Source organism: Qipengyuania sp. JC766 (genome assembly GCF_040717445.1).
GTDB lineage: Bacteria > Pseudomonadota > Alphaproteobacteria > Sphingomonadales > Sphingomonadaceae > JC766.
The window spans coordinates 2,092,109-2,107,707 of sequence record NZ_JBFEFL010000001.1 but is presented as its reverse complement, the minus strand read 5'-3'; the positions used below and the strand labels follow the sequence as shown (position 1 = coordinate 2,107,707).

At 65.4% G+C, this 15,599-nt stretch carries 13 protein-coding genes; 5 read left to right on the top strand and 8 right to left on the bottom strand.

Annotated elements, in window-relative coordinates; all coding sequences use genetic code 11:
* Positions 1–29 precede the first annotated feature (29 nt).
* The 4 genes from AB1K63_RS10140 to AB1K63_RS10125 all read right to left on the bottom strand — a co-directional run bounded on the left by AB1K63_RS10140 (position 30) and on the right by AB1K63_RS10125 (position 3,576).
* Positions 30–719, bottom strand: a complete 690-nt coding sequence (locus AB1K63_RS10140; RefSeq protein WP_366960002.1) for a hypothetical protein — start codon at positions 717–719, stop codon at positions 30–32.
* Positions 720–923: 204 nt separating this feature from the next.
* Entirely contained in the window at positions 924–1,322 is a 399-nt protein-coding gene (locus AB1K63_RS10135; RefSeq protein ID WP_366960001.1) for a cupin, read from the bottom strand.
* Positions 1,322–1,711 (bottom strand): VOC family protein, encoded by a 390-nt coding sequence (locus AB1K63_RS10130; RefSeq protein ID WP_366960000.1) that lies wholly within the window; start codon positions 1,709–1,711, stop codon positions 1,322–1,324. Before AB1K63_RS10130 ends, AB1K63_RS10135 begins: the two co-directional genes overlap by 1 nt.
* A gap of 59 nt (positions 1,712–1,770) precedes the next feature.
* A complete protein-coding gene (locus AB1K63_RS10125) occupies positions 1,771–3,576 on the bottom strand; it encodes an aminopeptidase P family protein (protein WP_366959999.1) in 1,806 nt (601 codons plus the stop codon).
* A 173-nt stretch (positions 3,577–3,749) separates the two neighbouring features.
* Between AB1K63_RS10125 and AB1K63_RS10120 the strand changes: the two genes are divergently transcribed.
* Genes AB1K63_RS10120 through AB1K63_RS10110 form a run of 3 tightly spaced genes read left to right on the top strand, consistent with a single transcriptional unit; the run spans position 3,750 to position 6,688 of the window.
* Positions 3,750–5,810, top strand: a complete 2,061-nt coding sequence (locus tag AB1K63_RS10120) for a S9 family peptidase (RefSeq protein WP_366959998.1) — start codon at positions 3,750–3,752, stop codon at positions 5,808–5,810.
* Positions 5,811–5,828: 18 nt separating this feature from the next.
* Positions 5,829–6,296: a DUF2939 domain-containing protein gene (locus AB1K63_RS10115; RefSeq protein ID WP_366959997.1), complete on the top strand. Its 468-nt coding sequence runs from the start codon at positions 5,829–5,831 to the stop codon at positions 6,294–6,296.
* Positions 6,293–6,688, top strand: coding sequence for an acyl-CoA thioesterase (locus tag AB1K63_RS10110; RefSeq protein ID WP_366959996.1), 396 nt, complete (start codon positions 6,293–6,295; stop codon positions 6,686–6,688). Before AB1K63_RS10115 ends, AB1K63_RS10110 begins: the two co-directional genes overlap by 4 nt.
* A 7-nt stretch (positions 6,689–6,695) precedes the next feature.
* Here AB1K63_RS10110 and ald read toward each other — a convergent pair whose 3' ends face one another.
* Positions 6,696–7,808, bottom strand: coding sequence for an alanine dehydrogenase (gene ald, locus AB1K63_RS10105; RefSeq protein ID WP_366959995.1), 1,113 nt, complete (start codon positions 7,806–7,808; stop codon positions 6,696–6,698).
* Positions 7,809–7,941: 133 nt separating this feature from the next.
* Between ald and AB1K63_RS10100 the strand changes: the two genes are divergently transcribed.
* Positions 7,942–8,979, top strand: a complete 1,038-nt coding sequence (locus tag AB1K63_RS10100) for a substrate-binding domain-containing protein (RefSeq protein ID WP_366959994.1) — start codon at positions 7,942–7,944, stop codon at positions 8,977–8,979.
* A gap of 37 nt (positions 8,980–9,016) precedes the next feature.
* Here the strand turns inward: AB1K63_RS10100 and AB1K63_RS10095 are convergent, their stop codons facing one another.
* Together AB1K63_RS10095 and AB1K63_RS10090 are read right to left on the bottom strand one after the other, a co-directional pair.
* Positions 9,017–11,374 (bottom strand): DNA translocase FtsK 4TM domain-containing protein, encoded by a 2,358-nt coding sequence (locus AB1K63_RS10095; protein ID WP_366959993.1) that lies wholly within the window; start codon positions 11,372–11,374, stop codon positions 9,017–9,019.
* Positions 11,375–11,430: 56 nt separating this feature from the next.
* Entirely contained in the window at positions 11,431–12,012 is a 582-nt protein-coding gene (locus tag AB1K63_RS10090; protein WP_366959992.1) for a thiamine phosphate synthase, read from the bottom strand.
* A gap of 23 nt (positions 12,013–12,035) precedes the next feature.
* Here AB1K63_RS10090 and AB1K63_RS10085 point away from each other — a divergent pair, with 23 nt between their 5' ends.
* On the top strand, positions 12,036–12,704 hold the full coding sequence (locus tag AB1K63_RS10085; protein WP_366959991.1) for a YggS family pyridoxal phosphate-dependent enzyme: 669 nt from the start codon (positions 12,036–12,038) through the stop codon (positions 12,702–12,704).
* Between the two features lie 78 nt (positions 12,705–12,782).
* Here AB1K63_RS10085 and AB1K63_RS10080 read toward each other — a convergent pair whose 3' ends face one another.
* Positions 12,783–15,572: a TonB-dependent receptor gene (locus AB1K63_RS10080; RefSeq protein ID WP_366959990.1), complete on the bottom strand. Its 2,790-nt coding sequence runs from the start codon at positions 15,570–15,572 to the stop codon at positions 12,783–12,785.
* Positions 15,573–15,599: the final 27 nt, after the last annotated feature.

Here is a 15,599-nt window from a genome sequence, read left to right as displayed (position 1 = left end):
GACCGGACGGCTCGGCTGCGCAACTCCTATCAGCTCTGCTGCGCGCGCCGCTGGGCCCGGAGTTCGCGCATCGCTTCGCGGGCGGCCTGCCGTTCGGCCCGCGTGACGCTGCCGTCCGAATTCGCATCGAGGCGTGCGAAGCGCGCGTCCGCGGCTGCCACGAACTCGGCCTGCGTGATCGCCTGGTCGTTATTGGTATCGGCCTGGCGCATCATCTGCATCCCGCCGCCACGGCGCCCGCCGCGACGCATCTTGCCACCGCGCTGCCCGCGCATCTCGCCGGCACGTTCGCGGCCGGCCGTCAGCTCGGCTTCGGAAAGGCCGCCCGAATTGTCCGTGTCGAGCCGGGCGAAACGCTGTTCGCGGCGATCGCCCCAGCGTTCGGCACGCGCGGCGCGGCGCTCTTCCATGCGAGCCCGGCGTGCTTCGCGGGCCTGCGTCATTTCGGCCTGCGTCACTTCGCCGTCATTGTCGGCGTCGAGCCTGGCGAACCGGCGCTCCTTGCGCGCTTCACGGTCGGCGGCATCGATCCGGCCGTCGGAATTGACGTCGAGCCGTGCGAACATGGCCGTTGCATGCGCGCGGTGTTCCGCAGCGGTCAGGGTCCCGTCGCCATTGGCGTCGGGACGGACCCGCTCGTCCTGCTGGGCATAGGCCACTCCGGCCAGCCCGGTCAGTGCGAGCGCGGCGGCGGAAAGGGAAAGGGTCATCTTCTTCATCGCGGTTTCTCCGTATGGTCGGGGAAAAAGGGTGAGCTGCGGCGACCGGGGAGGGGATGGGGGAGAGAAATCGCTCCGGCACCGCAGCTCGTATGACCCTTCTGGAGCCGCCATGTCGCAGGTTTATGCCCGATCGGCGGAGATTTGTCGCAAAGTGTAACGCCGGTGGACCGGCGTTCATCTGCGCGACAACGAGGCGGCGCGTTACCGCGGCCGGTGCTCGGTGCCTTCGCCTGCGGTAATGAAGATCGCGGTGCAGGCGGTTTCCACATCGGCAATGTGCCAGACGCCGGGCGGATTGATCGCGTACTGGCCCGGGCCGAGCGCGACGGTGTCGCGTCGCCCGTCGGCATGTTCCTGCGTCAGGACCATCGCGCCCTCGGTGCAGATGACGACTTCGCTGCCGACGGGGTGCATTTCCCAGCTGTCCCAGCTTTCCTCGAAGCGATGGAGCGAGACGAGCCGCCCTTCGCGCCCGCCGTCCCCGTGGCGCTCACCGTACTCCGCATACCATTTCATTCCGGAGAACGGCGGTTGCGGGACGGCGGTCGCACCCGATCCGAGATGGACGAAGCTGTCCGCCAAGCGGAACGCGTCCGCCATCAGTCGCGCACCATGCAGAAGGCGTTGAGCTTGTTGCCGTCGCAGTCGCGGAAATAAGCGGCGTAGAAGGTTTCGCCCTTGTCGTCCGGTTCGCCGCGCGGACCTGGCGCGCCCTCGTCGCTACCGCCATGGGAAAGGGCGATCGCGTGGATCCTGTCGACCTGGTCCCGGTCCTTCGCCTGCAGGGCGACCATAGTGCCGTTGCCCACCGAGGCCGCGTTCCCGTCGAAGGGCTTGGTCAGGGCGACCCCTGGCACTTCCCAGTTCCCCCAGGCGATGAAACTGCCGAAGTCCATCATCCGGCCGAAGCCCATTTCCGCAGCAATCGCATCGTAGAGCGGCGCGGCCGCTTCGATGTCATTGGTCCCAAGCGTCACATATCCGATCATCGCGCATCTCCGGCAAACGACTCACGACCCGCAGGAACAATACAGGAACAAAATCCGCCCTACAAGGGTTTGCAGGCCTCTTCCACCCATGCGAGCGCATCGCCTTCCAGTTGCGGTGCCAGGATGTCGCGGACCTGCGCGTGGTAGCTGTTCCACCACTCGATCTCGCTCTCGGTCAGCAGGCTGCGGTCCACCAGCGTCCGGTCGATGGGGACGAATGTCAGCGTCTCAAAGCCGAGCGACGTGCCTTCGCCGTTCTCGATCTCCTGTTCGACCACCAGCACGAGGTTCTCGATCCGGATGCCGTAGTGACCCGCCTTGTAATAGCCGGGCTCGTTCGACAGGATCATCCCTGCGCGCAGCGGCTCTCCGGTGCCCGGCTGCGGGCCGCTGGCCTTGGCGATGCGCTGCGGCCCTTCGTGCACGCCGAGATAGCTGCCGACGCCGTGCCCGGTGCCGTGCCCGTAATCGATCCCGGCCTGCCACAGGAACTGGCGGGCGAAACTGTCGAGCGCGCCGCCAGGCGTCCCGTCGGGAAAGCGTGCCTGCGCAAGGGCGATATGGCCTTTCAGGACCCGCGTGAACCGGTCCCGCTGCTCGGCACCCGGTTCGCCCGGCCCGATCCAGACGGTGCGGGTGATGTCCGTGGTCCCGTCGAGATACTGGCCGCCCGAATCGCACAGGAAGATGCTGCCCGGCTCGATCGGCAGGTTGCTTTCCTCGTCCACGCGATAATGCGGGATCGCGGCATGCGGGCCGGCTGCCGAGATCGTGTCGAAGCTCTGGTCCCTCAGTGCCCCGGTCGCCTCGCGGAATTCGCGCAGCTTCGCGCAGGCGGACAGTTCCGTCTCGCTGCCCTTGGGGGCTTCTTCGCTCAGCCAGTGCAGGAATTGCGCCACGGCCGCCCCGTCGCGGGCCTGCGCATCGCGATGGCCCTGCTGTTCGGCCGGGGTCTTGATCGCCTTGGGCAGGATCGCGGGATCGCGCGCCACCACCGGAGTCGCGCCGGCATCGCGCAGCAACTGGTGAATCGCTGCGACGCCGAAATCGGGATCGACCGCCACGCTCTTGCCGGAAAGTTCGCCCAGCGCGCTTTCGAATTCGGACCGCTCGCGGATCGTCACCGCATTGCCCAGGTGGCGTTCCAGTTCGGGCGTGATCTTCTCGCGCGCGATGAACAGCTCGGCCGTTCCGTCGGCCTTCGCGACGACATAGGACAGCGCCACCGGGGTCCGGTCCACGTCGCTTCCGCGGATATTGAGCAGCCAGGCGATCGAATCGAGCGCTGAAATGACAGTCGCGTCATGGCCCTCCTTCTTCAGCCAGTCGGCCACCTCGGCCCGCTTTTCCGAGCTGTTGCGCCCGGCATAGCGATCTTCATGAACGACCGCCTGCGCACTCGAGGGCTGCGGACGATCGTCCCATACCGCGTCCACCGGGTTGTCGGCCACCGGTACCAGTTCGATCCGCTTGCGCTTGAGCGCGGCGGAAAGGTCGTCCACCCACCCTTGGGTGTGCAGCCAGGGATCGTAGGCGATCCGCGCACCTTCGGGCGCATGGTCCTTGAGCCAGGCCGACATGCTTTCGCCCGGGATCTGGCAATAGTCGTAATGCGCTCCGTCCACCTGTTCGCGGACCTGCACGGTGTAGCGTCCGTCGGTGAACATGGCGGCCCGGTCGCGCAGGACGATGGCGCTGCCCGCGGACCCGCCGAAGCCCGTGAGCCAAGCGAGACGCTGGGCGTAGCTGCCGATATATTCGGACATGTGCTCGTCGCTGATCGGGACGACGAACCCGTCGAGATCGCGCCGCTTCAATTCCTCGCGCAAGGCGGAAAGGCGGGCTTCGTGGGTTTGCATCAACATCGGTTTTCCCAAGCTGGCGTTAATTTCGATTCCTCCCAAGGATAGGGATCGATCCGGCCCGGGGCTAGGGTTTCGCCTCAGCGGCGCCCCCATACCCCGTCCGTGCCGCACGTCCTGCCGAGGCCGACGAAGACAGGGTGCAATTCGCCCGGCGATTGCCTACCTGCGCGCAGATGACCGACAAGCCCCTTTCCCCGCCGCTCGCGGCCAAGCGCCCGCACGAACAAACCCGCCACGGGGTATCATGGACCGACGATTACGCCTGGCTCCGCGATCCGGGCTACCCCGAGGTGAAGGACCGGGAGATCCTCGCGCATCTCGAAGCGGAGAACGCATGGTTCGAAGCGGCGATGGCACCGCACGAGGGGCTGGTCGAAACGCTGTTCGAGGAAATGAAGGGGCGGGTGAAGAAGGACGATTCCTCCGTTCCCCAGAAGGACGGCGACTATCTCTACTGGACCGAGTTCGAGGACGGCATCGAATACCGCAAATGGTACCGTAAGCCTGTCGCGGGCGGCGAACCAACGCTGATCCTGGACGAGAACGCGCTCGCCGAAGGCAACGAGTATTTCCGCCTCGGGGCCTTCTCGGTAAGCCAGGACGCGAAGCTGCTCGCCTATTCGGTCGATGTCGACGGTTCGGAACGGTACACCGTCCGCATCCGCGATCTTTCGACCGGCGAAGACCTGCCCGACAGCATACCGGGTACGCTCGGATCGCTGGTGTGGTGCGCGAAGGACGCGGCGCTCGCCTACTGTCTCGCCAACGACCAGTGGCGCACGGACAATGCCCACCTTCACTGGCTGGGCCGGCCGGTCTCCGAAGATGTCGAGCTCTACCACGAGGATGACGAGGGGTTCCGCGTCGGCGTATCTATGAGCGCGCAGGAAGACTATCTGCTGATCGCCGCAAGCGACCACGAAACGAGCGAAGTCCGCTTCGTTCCGCTTGCCGATCCGCTGGCATCGCAAACCCTCGTCTCGCCGCGACGCAGCGGGCGCGAATACGATATCGACATGCGCGAAGGGACGATTTTCGTCCTGACCGACGACTGTCACGACAATTTCCGGCTGGCGACGGCGCCAATCGACAATCCCGGCGAATGGACGAGCCTGATCGAGGGATCGGACGAATTCTACCTCACCGGCTTCGAGCTTTTCCGCGATTTCTACGTGATCGAAGGGCGCGTGGCCGGTCTCGACCGGATCGAGATCCGCTACTACGACGATCCTGCCCGGATCGAGCCGGTCGAATTTCCCGAAGAAAGCTTCAGCGCCGGCCTCGGCAACAATCCGGAGTACACGCAGACCGTCCTGCGGATCGGATACGAGAGCATGGTGACGCCGGGCAGCGTCCTCGACTTCGATGTCGCGAGCAAAGACCGCAAGCTCCTGAAGCAACAGGAAATACCCTCGGGGTACGATGCCAGCCTCTACACGACAGAACGGATGGAAATCCCTGCGCAGGACGGGACGTCCATCCCCATCAGCATCCTGTACCGGAAAGACCGCAACCAACCGGGCCCGCTTCACCTTTATGGTTATGGTGCTTACGGTATCGCCATCGATCCGGGTTTCTCGACCAGCCGCCTAAGCCTTGTCGATCGTGGCATGGCATATGCGATCGCGCATATCCGGGGCGGGGACGATCTCGGCCGGGCCTGGTACAAGTCGGGCAAACTGACCCAGCGCACCAACACCTTCACCGATTTCGTCGATGTCGCGAACGGCCTGATCGAGCGGGGATACACCAGCAAAGGCCAGATCAGCGCCAGTGGCGGCTCGGCCGGCGGCGAATTGATGGGCGCGATCGTCAATTCCGATCCGGACCTGTGGGGTGCCGTGGTGGCCGACGTACCCTTCGTGGACGTCCTCAACACCATGCTCGATGCGACACTGCCCCTCACGCCCGGCGAATGGCCCGAATGGGGCAACCCGATCACGGACGAAGCGGCCTTCCGCCTGATCAGGAGCTACAGCCCCTACGACCAGGTGCGATCGCAGGCCTATCCGCCTATGCTGGTGACCGCCGGGTTGAACGATCCGCGCGTCACTTACTGGGAACCTGCCAAGTGGGTGGCGAAACTGCGCGAGATGAAGACGGACGACAATGTTCTGCTGCTGAAGACGAACATGGGGGCGGGCCATGGGGGCAAGTCCGGCCGGTTCGCGTCCCTGAGGGAGACAGCCGAAGCATACGCCTTCATTCTGTGGCAACTGGGTATAGAAGACTGACCCGGAGGTGCCGGTTCGATGAAGAAACTCTTGCTGCTGGCGTTCATCACCTTTGCCGTCGTCGGGCTGTGGTACTGGGAAAGCCCCATCCTCGCTGCGAAGAACCTCCAGGATGCCGCCGAGGATCGCGATGTGGCGGAACTCGCGACTTTGGTGGACACCACCCGTTTCCGGCAATCGATCGAGCGGGAATACGGCACCGCTGCTGCATCCGCCCTGCCCGATCTCCTGAGAGGGACGCCGCAGGGACTGGCCGCCATAGCCCGGCTCGACCCGCGTGACCCTGCGCTGCGCGGCGTGGTCCGATCCCTGCCTGCCATCGAGTGGGAACGGGCTGGCCAGACCGGCTGGACACTCCACCGGGGGTTCAACAGCTTTCGCATGCGCCGGACCAGCGGCGACGGCGTCCCACTTGCGGACCTCGTCTTCGAACGCCGCGGGATCGGCTGGATTCTTGTCGGCGTGGAACGGCGAGACACGGCATGAGCGAACCCTTCCGCAAGACCTTCGTGGCCGAGCCGCATCACATCGACGTGATGGGCCACGTCAACAATGCCGTCTGGGTCCAGTGGATACAGAATATCGCCGTTTCGCATTGGGAAGCGGTCGCACCGGCGGAGCATCAGGAAACCTATGTCTGGCTGGTGACCCGGCACGAGATCGATTACCGCGGCAACATCGCCGAAGGGGAAAGCGTGACCGGAGAAACCTTCATCCCCGGCGAACCCAGGGGCGCCAGGTTCGATCGCAGGGTCGATTTCCGCAATGCGGATGGCAAGGTCATCGTCAGTGCCAACACGACGTGGGTCATGCTGGACCGGGAAACGGGCCGTCCCGCCCGCATTCGCGGCGACGTGACGGCGGCTTTCCTCGGCTAGAAATCGGTCAGAGCAGGTCCGCCACAGGGCGGTAGTCGTGGCCCAGTTCTTCCGCGACAGCCTGATAGGTCACTTCGCCGGCATGGACGTTGAGCCCTTCCGCCAAGTGCGCGTCGGCGCGCATGGCATCCTTCCACCCCATATCCGCAATTCGCAGAGCATGCGGCAAGGTCACGTTGTTGAGGGCGTAAGTGCTGGTCCGCGCCACGGCGCCGGGCATGTTGGCCACGCAGTAATGGACGACGTCGTCGACCACATAGGTGGGGTCTGCATGCGTGGTCGGCTTGCTGGTTTCGAAACAGCCGCCCTGGTCGATCGCCACGTCGACCAGCACCGCGCCCGGCAGCATGTGCCTCAGCATGTCGCGCGCCACCAGCTTGGGCGCGGCTGCGCCCGGGATCAGCACCGCGCCGATGACGAGATCCGCATTGCAGACCGAATCGTGCAAATTCGCGGCGTTGGAGAACCGGGTCGAGGCACGCGCTTCGAAATGGGTGCCGACCTTTTCCAGCACTTCGGGATCGCGATCGAGGATAGTGACATCCGCGCCGAGGCCGACCGCCATCTGCGCGGCGTTGAACCCGACCACGCCGCCGCCGATCACGACCACCTTCGCCGGCATGACGCCCGGAACGCCGCCCAGCAGCACACCGCGCCCACCATGCGCCTTTTCCAGCGCGGTGGCACCGGCCTGCACGCTCATCCGGCCCGCGACCTGGCTCATGGGCTTGAGGAGCGGAAGCTGGCCGCGCTCTCCCGTCACCGTCTCGTAAGCGATCGCCGTGACGCCCGACTTGACGAGGTCCGCGGTCTGCTCGGGATCGGGAGCGAGGTGGAGATAGGTGTAGAGGATCTGGTCGCGGCGCAGCTTGGCGCGTTCCTGCGCCTGCGGTTCCTTGACCTTCACGACCATTTCGCACTCGGCGAAGATCGGGTCCGGCCCATCCACGATCTGGGCTCCGGCTTCCTGGTATTCGTGATCGAAGGCGCCGATACCCATGCCGGCCCCGCTCTGGATCCAGACCTCGTGGCCGCGCGACGCCAGCTCGCGCGCACTTTCCGGCGTCAGTCCGACGCGGTATTCGTGGTTCTTGATCTCGGTGGGGCAGCCAATGCGCATGTCTCAAACTCCTGGGAGGCTGGCGCTCGTTACTTGGGAAACCAGTTTCGCTCAAGCACAGTCCGGTGGCGCGTTGTCACATATGTGTCATGCCGGAGTCATAGGCGCGCTTCGTCTATCGAGGATTCACCCCATGATGAAGCTTAGAACACTCGCCCTCCCAGCTATCGCCACCCTGACCATCGCCTTGGCCGGTTGCCAGGACGGAACGCGCGAGAACGTGCGCGCCGTCGGCTCGTCCACGGTGCTGCCCTTCGCCGAACTGGTCGCCGAGATGACGGCCCGCGCCAATCCGGGTGCCGGGACGCCGATCATCGAAGGCATCGGCAGCGGGGCCGGTATCCAGCTGTTCTGCCAGGGAACCGGCGCGTCGACGCCCGATATCGCGAATGCCTCGCGCCGCATGAAGCTGTCCGAATTCGAGACCTGCCAGCGCAACGGCGTCCAGGAAATTACCGAAATCCAGGTCGGCCTGGACGGGATCGTGTTCGTTTCCACCGCCGGCGGCATCACGATGAACCTGACGCCCAAGATCGTCTACGAGGCGCTGGCCGCATCGCCCTATGGCGAGGAACAGACCAACGAAACTTGGTCCGACGTCGACCCTTCGCTGCCCGACGTGCCGATCCTGGTCTACGGTCCGCCGCCGACCTCGGGCACGCGCGACGCGCTGAAGGAACTGGTGCTGGAAGCCGGTTGCGACACGGATCCCCGGATGGAAGCACTCGCGGAAAGCGACGAGGACCGGCACGGGCAGGTCTGCACCGAAGTGCGCAATGACGGCAAGTTCGTCGAAGGCGGCGAGCAGGACAATCTGATCATCCAGAAAATTTCGAACAACCGCAACGCTGTCGGCGTCCTCGGCTATTCCTTCCTGGAGAAGAACGCGGGCCGGGTGCAGGGCCTGCCGGTGAACGGGTTCGAACCGACCTACGAGAATATCTCCAACTTCTCCTATCCCGGCGCGCGGCCGCTCTACATCTACGTGAAAAACGCGCACCTCCAGGCCATTCCGGGCCTGCGTTCCTATGTCGAGGAATGGAGCAAGAACTGGGGTCCGGACGGCGCGCTCGCGGCGCGCGGCCTCGTGGCGTCGGATGCCGAAAAGCGGGCGGCGAACCTCGAAAAGGCGACATCCTTCACGCCGCTGACGGCGGACGAACTGAGCTAGGACAAGCGGGCTCCCGCCGATCGGACGGCAACCTGCCCTAAAGCGGGTTGCCGTCCTGGTCGCGGAAGATCTCGCGGCGCCCGACATGGTTGGCGGGGCCCACCAGCCCTTCGCCTTCCATGCGCTCGATCCACTTGGCCGCCGTGTTGTAGCCGACGCCCATCTGGCGCTGGAGCCAGGATCCGGACGCCTTCTGGTTTTCGATCACGATCTGGCAGGCCTGTCGATACTTGCGCTCTTCCGGATTGTCGGAAGCGGTCATCTCGTCCTCGAAGGCCAGGCCGCCGCCGTCTTCCGGTTCCTCGGTGACGGCATCGACATATTCCGGGCTGCCCTGGCCGCGCCAGTGGTCGGCCACGACTTCCACTTCCTCGTCGCTGACGAACGGACCGTGCACGCGCACGGTCGCGCCGCTGCTCGGCTTGTAGAGCATGTCCCCCTTGCCCAGCAGCTGCTCGCTGCCCTGCTCGCCCAGGATGGTGCGGCTGTCGATGCGGCTGGTGACCTTGAAGCTGATCCGGGTCGGCAGGTTCGCCTTGATGACGCCGGTGATCACGTCGACCGAGGGGCGCTGCGTCGCCATGATCAGGTGGATGCCCGCCGCGCGCGATTTCTGGCTGAGGCGCTGGATCAGGACTTCGATTTCCTTGCCGACCGTCACCATGAGGTCGGCGAGTTCGTCCACGATCAGCACGATCTTGGGAAGTGGCTGGTAGTCGAGCTGTTCCTCCTCGAACAATTCCTCGCCGGTTTCGGGATCGAAGCCGGTCTGGACGCGTCGGCCCAGCGGCGTGCCCTTCGCAGCGGCCGCGCGGACCTTCTCGTTGAAACCGGCGATGTTGCGCGAATTGACGCTGCTCATCATCCGGTATCGCCGTTCCATCTCCTCGACCGCCCATTTCAGCGCGCGGACGGATTTGTGCGGCTCGGTGACGACCCGGCTAAGCAGGTGCGGGATGTCGTCGTAGGTCTTGAGCTCCAGCACCTTCGGATCGATCAGGATCAGGCGGCACTCTTCCGGCGTGAAGCGATAGAGCAGGCTCATCAGGATGCAGTTCAGGCCCACGGACTTGCCCGACCCGGTCGTGCCCGCAACCAGCAGGTGGGGCATGGCGGCAAGGTCCGCGATGATCGGTTCGCCGGCGATATCCTTGCCCAGGATGATGGGAAGCGCGCCCTTGGCTTCGGCAAAGGCCTCGCACGCCATCAGTTCCTTCAGCGCCACGGTCTGGCGATCCGCGTTGGGCAGTTCGATGCCCATCACGGTCTTGCCGGGGATCGGCGAGACGCGGGCGGAAACGGCACTCATGTTCCGCGCGATGTCTTCAGCCAGTCCGACGACGCGGCTAGCCTTGATGCCCGGAGCAGGCTCCAGCTCGTACATCGTGACCACCGGGCCGGTTCGCACGGCGGTGATCTCGCCCTTCACGTTGAAATCGTCGAGCACCGTTTCAAGCAGGCGCGCATTGCGTTCCAGTGCCAGCTTGTCGAGCGGCGGACCCTTCTGCGGCGGCGGTTCGGCCAGCAGGTCGAGGCTCGGCAATTCGTAGTCAGCGAACATGTCCTTCTGCGTGGCCTGCGTCAGGACCGCCTTCTTGGGCGGCTGGCGCGGATCGGTGATTTCCGTCGCGCGCCGCGGGGCCGGTTCCTCGTCGGTGGTCGGCTTTGCCGCGACCGGCCTGTCGCTCTTCGGCGCCGGGCCGGTCGATGCGGCCTTGCGCGGCAGTGCGGGAATCTTCGCCGCCGCCTCGGGCATCCGGTTGCGCAGGAAGTCCGGCAGGGTCAGCAGCTGAACCCAGTCGATCGCGAACACGCGTGTCACGAGCGATACGCCGGCGGCAAGCGCCGCGAGCGCGAGCAGCCCGATCACCCAGCCATCGAGGCTTTCCCCGAACAGGCCCGCGATCCCCTCGACCGCGAGAGCGCCCAGCAGTCCGGTAAAGCCACCCGCCGAAGCCGGCATGGTCCCGCCCGGCGCGGAGAAAGTGAGCGAGAGGACGGTCGAGAGAAGCGCCATCGCCAGGATGAGCAGCGCGATCGGGCGCCACCACGGCGTGTCGGTGTCCCGGTCTTCCTGCTCGACATCGCGCCACAGCTTGCGGGCGAAAACGTAAAGCATCGGCAGGATCAGCCATCCCGTCCGCCCGAACAGGAAATAGATGCGTTCCGCCATCCATGCGCCGGACGCGCCCATCCAGTTGTCGATGTCGCTTCCGTCGGCCGCGGTAGAGATGCTCGGGTCTGTCTGGCTGTAGGTCAGCAGGGCGATCGCGAGGAACAACAGAAGGGCGAAGAGCGCGACGGCACCGCCGACCTGCAGGGCGCGGCGCAGCGAGCGCCGGAAGGCAAGACGCCAATCGGCGGCGTTCGATTTTCCGATGGCGCGGCTGGCCATGCGCAATTCCCCTCAATGTGCGAACGAAAGGGGAATCGCAGAGCCCGGACTCCCGGTCAAGAACGCCTTGCAGAAAGTCCGTCAATCGCCGCCCAGCGGGTGCAGCCAAGCCGCATCGCGGATCGTGGCGTCATGCCGCCGAGCGCGATGACGGGCATCGCGGCGCGGGATGCGAGCAGGCGGAAGCGCACGGGTCCCAGCACGTCTGCACCCGGATGGGAGCGCGTCGGGAATACGGGCGACAGCATGATCGCATCGGCCCCGATCAGGTGGGCCTGCCCGATCTCCGCCAGATCGTGCGCGGTCGCGATCGAGAGTAGTCCCTGCCGCCGTGGCGTCAGCATCAGCGGAGCGCCATAGATACCGTCCGCACCCCACTCGCGCGCGGTGAGCGCGCTGTCGGCCAGGATGACTGCATGATCTGCCGCCCGGCACAGTGCCTTCAGCCGTTCGAACCGCCGCCGGCGTTCGTCTGGCGCAAGGTCGTAGTGGCGGTACACGAACGCCGATCCGCGCGGCAGGCGTCCGACGGCGGCTTCCAGCTGCGCATCGTTGCGCGCGTCCGAGAGCAGCCAGAGCGCGGGGAGTGGCCGGGATACTCGTCCGGCAGGGCGGGTGGAGGGGTGGTCGCGCAGCACGCAGGCGCTATAGCGGCCGGATAATGGATACGACAGACACCCTGCTGGCCATGGTCCGGGCCGAGATCGCAAAGGCGTGCCGGATTGCGCGGCGCAAGCCCGAGGACGTCACTCTCGTGGCGGTCAGCAAGAAGCATTCGGCCGCGGCAATCGAGCCTTTGCTGGAGCAGGGGCACCGGGTCTTCGGCGAGAACCGGGTGCAGGAAGCGCAGGAGAAATGGCCCGAACTGCGGGAGCGCTTCCCGGACGTCCGCCTGCACCTCGTTGGGCAGCTGCAGTCGAACAAGGCGGACGATGCCGTCGCGACCTTCGATTGCATCCATTCGCTCGACCGGCCGAGCCTCCTGAAGGCGCTGGCCAAGGCGATGGACAAGGCCGGCAGGCGCGTGCCCTGCTTCATCCAGGTGGACGTCGGCGAAGAACCGCAGAAGGGCGGATGCGCGGTCGCGGACCTGCCGGACTTCCTCGCCCGGACGCGCGAGGCGGATATTCCGGTTGCCGGCCTGATGTGCCTGCCGCCGGCGGATATCGAGCCGGCGCCGTTCTTCGCCCTGCTGGACAAGCTGGCGCGCGACAATGGCCTAGACGGACGCAGCATGGGAATGAGCGGCGATTATCCGACCGCGATCATGCTCGGGGCCACGCATGTCCGCGTGGGGACCGCACTCTTTGGAGAACGACCCGGGACCTGATCGGGTCAGGAAAATTGGGATAGAAAAAAGGGGGCGCCGGTGAGCGCCCCCTTTCCCGTCTGCGGCTGTTGCCTGCGATCAGAACTCCGCGCGCACAGTGACGCCGTAGGTGCGCGGTTCGGCGAGGTAGGCCGAGTAGGTCTGCTGTGGCGCGACGAACGGCGTGTTGAACGCGACCTGGGTGTAATCCGTATCGGTCAGGTTCTGCACCCACGCCTCGACCGAGAACGCGTCCGCGATGTCCGTGACGCCGACACGGGCGTTCATGACGAAGAACGAGTCCTGTTCCTTCCCGTAGAGGAGGTCGGAACCGGTGTTGTAATCGTCCACCATGCGGGCGTTGACGAACACCAAGCCCCGCGCCGGACCGTCACCCAGACGCGGCGTCCAGCTGAACGACGTGGTCGCGGTGATTTCCGGCGCATTGGACAGGTTGTCGCCCGGCAGCAGGCGCAGCGCCGGATCCAGCGGGGCACCCGTGTCGTTGCCGATCAGGTTTTCCTGGTACTTCGTATCGGCGTAGGTGAGACCCAGCGTCATGCCGAAGTCACGGATCGGGTTGAGCGCCAGTTCCAGTTCAACGCCTTCCGAGATTACGCCGGGTTCGACGTCGTCCGCATTGCACGATCCCGTCGCGGCGCTTGCGTCGGTGTCCGCGCCACCGAGATCGGTGCCGCAGGCATTGACGTTCTGCACGAGGAAGACCGAGCCGTTGAACGTATTCAGCTGGAAGTTCGAGAACTCCTGGCGGAACGCGGCGAGGCTCAGGCTGAAGTCGCGCTTGGCGTACTTGGCCCCGATTTCGTATGCCGTAACGGTCTCTTCCTCGAACTGCAGGTTGTCGGCCGATCCGGTCACCGCCGGATTGCCGACCACCGGGCTCGCCTGGAGCGCGGAACGGTCGAGGTTGAAGCCACCCGCCTTGTAGCCGCGCGAATAGCTGCCGTAGAGCAGCAGGTCGTCGGTCGGCTTCCAGCTCAGGATCGCGGTCCCGGTGAACTGGTCTTCTTCCCGCTCGTCGTCGATCGACACGCCGTCGAGTTCGGATGTCGAGTTGCCTTGGCAGGACAGCGAGACAAGGCCCCCGCCGAGACCCTGGAACGTCGGACGCAGGGCGGCCGGGAAGTTCGCGAGGAAGGTCGGGTTCAGCAGGGTGGCATTCTGCAACGCGCGCTGTTGCGGGCAGAAGATGTTGTCGTTGCCGAACGTCGCGTCGAATTCCTTGCGCTCGTTCGTGTAACGGGCACCCAGCGTCAGATCGACGGTATCGGTGATCGCGAAGATGTTGTGCGTGAACAGGGCGAAGTTGCGGCTGTTCTGGTTGTAGACATCCATCGTGCTGCCGCGGTCGCGGATCTGCGACAGGATGTTGAGCCCGTTCACCAGCGCGTCGCCGGCCGGTCCGAAAGCCCCGTCGAGGGGGTTGGCGGGATCTCCGATCAGTGCACCCTGGGCGCCAGCACCGAGGCAGTTGGCGTTGCCCGGGTTGACCGTGGTCGGGCCGAGCGTCGGGGCAAGCGCGATCGCAATGCGGCACGAAGCGAAGGTGCCGTACTGCGAACCGAACCGCAGATTGTCGCGGGTCTGCAGCTGTTCGTCGGCGTAATAGGCGCCGATCAGCCAGTCGAACCGGTCATTGAACAGCGAACCGTTGAGCCGGAATTCCTGGGTGAACGTCTCGAACGCGCGAGCACCAGCATTGTCGCCCGGCGCACGGTAGAGGATGTCGACCTGCGTGTAGTCGGTATCCGATCCCTGCGTGTTCGAATATTCGCGGTATCCGGTGATGGACGTGAAGTTCACATCGCCGAAGCTCCAGTTCAGCTCGCCCGAAACGCCGTAATCTTCCGTTTCACCGTCGTAGGAGCGACCCGGCGTGACATAGATGTCGCGATTGAACGTGCTTTGGGTAAGCGCGCGCGGATCCTGACCCAGGCCGAGGAGCACGTTGATGATCGGGTTATCGGTGCTGGTCAGCGCCGGGGCGCCTGGCAGCGGACGCGCGAAGGTGTCGAGACCCGGGCTTACGCGGGCCAGCGGCGCGAAGTCGGGCTGCACGAAGGTCGCTGCGCAGCACGCCTCGTCCTTCTTCGAATAGTCGGCGACGACGCGGAAACTCAGGTCGTCGCTGGGTTCGAAGAGCAGCTGGCCGCGGACCAAGTAGCGGTCGCGATCATTGACCGTGCCGCCATTGTTCACGTCGTTGTAGAAGCCGTCGCGTTCGAAATAGACGCCGTCGACACGCGCGGCGACAGTCGTGCCGAGCGGGATGTTGACGCCTGCTTCCGCGCGGATCGCGTCGAAATTGCCGTAGGTGAAATAGCCATAGCCGCCGGCTTCGAATTCGGGCGGCGCGGTATAGATGCTGATGAGACCGGCCGAGGCGTTGCGCCCGCCGAGCGTGCCCTGCGGGCCGCGCAGGATTTCCACCCGGTCGAGAGGCCCGAGTTCGGACAGTGCGTTGCCCGAGCGCGAGCGATACACCCCGTCGACGAACACCGCGACAGAGCTTTCGAGGCCGGGGTTGTCCCCGACGGTGCCGATACCGCGAATACGCGCGGATCCGTTGGCTTCGTTACCCGTGGAAGACACGAGCAGCGAAGGGGCGACCTGGTTCAGTTCGCGGATGTCGTTCGTGCCGGACTTGGCTAGCTGGTCGGCGGAAACCGCGGACACGGCGACCGGGACATCGGACAGCTCCTGCTCGCGACCCTGTGCGGTGACGACGATGAGGACGCTGTCGTCCTCGACCGAGGCGGCATCGGTGTCGGGGGTCGGTTCCGGCGCCTCCTGCGCGTAGGCCGAAGGTGCGAGGGCCATGCCGGCCCCGAAGAAGGCGAGCGCGCGTAGTGAACCAAAGGTCTTCATAGTCTCTCCCATTATGAATTATCAGTT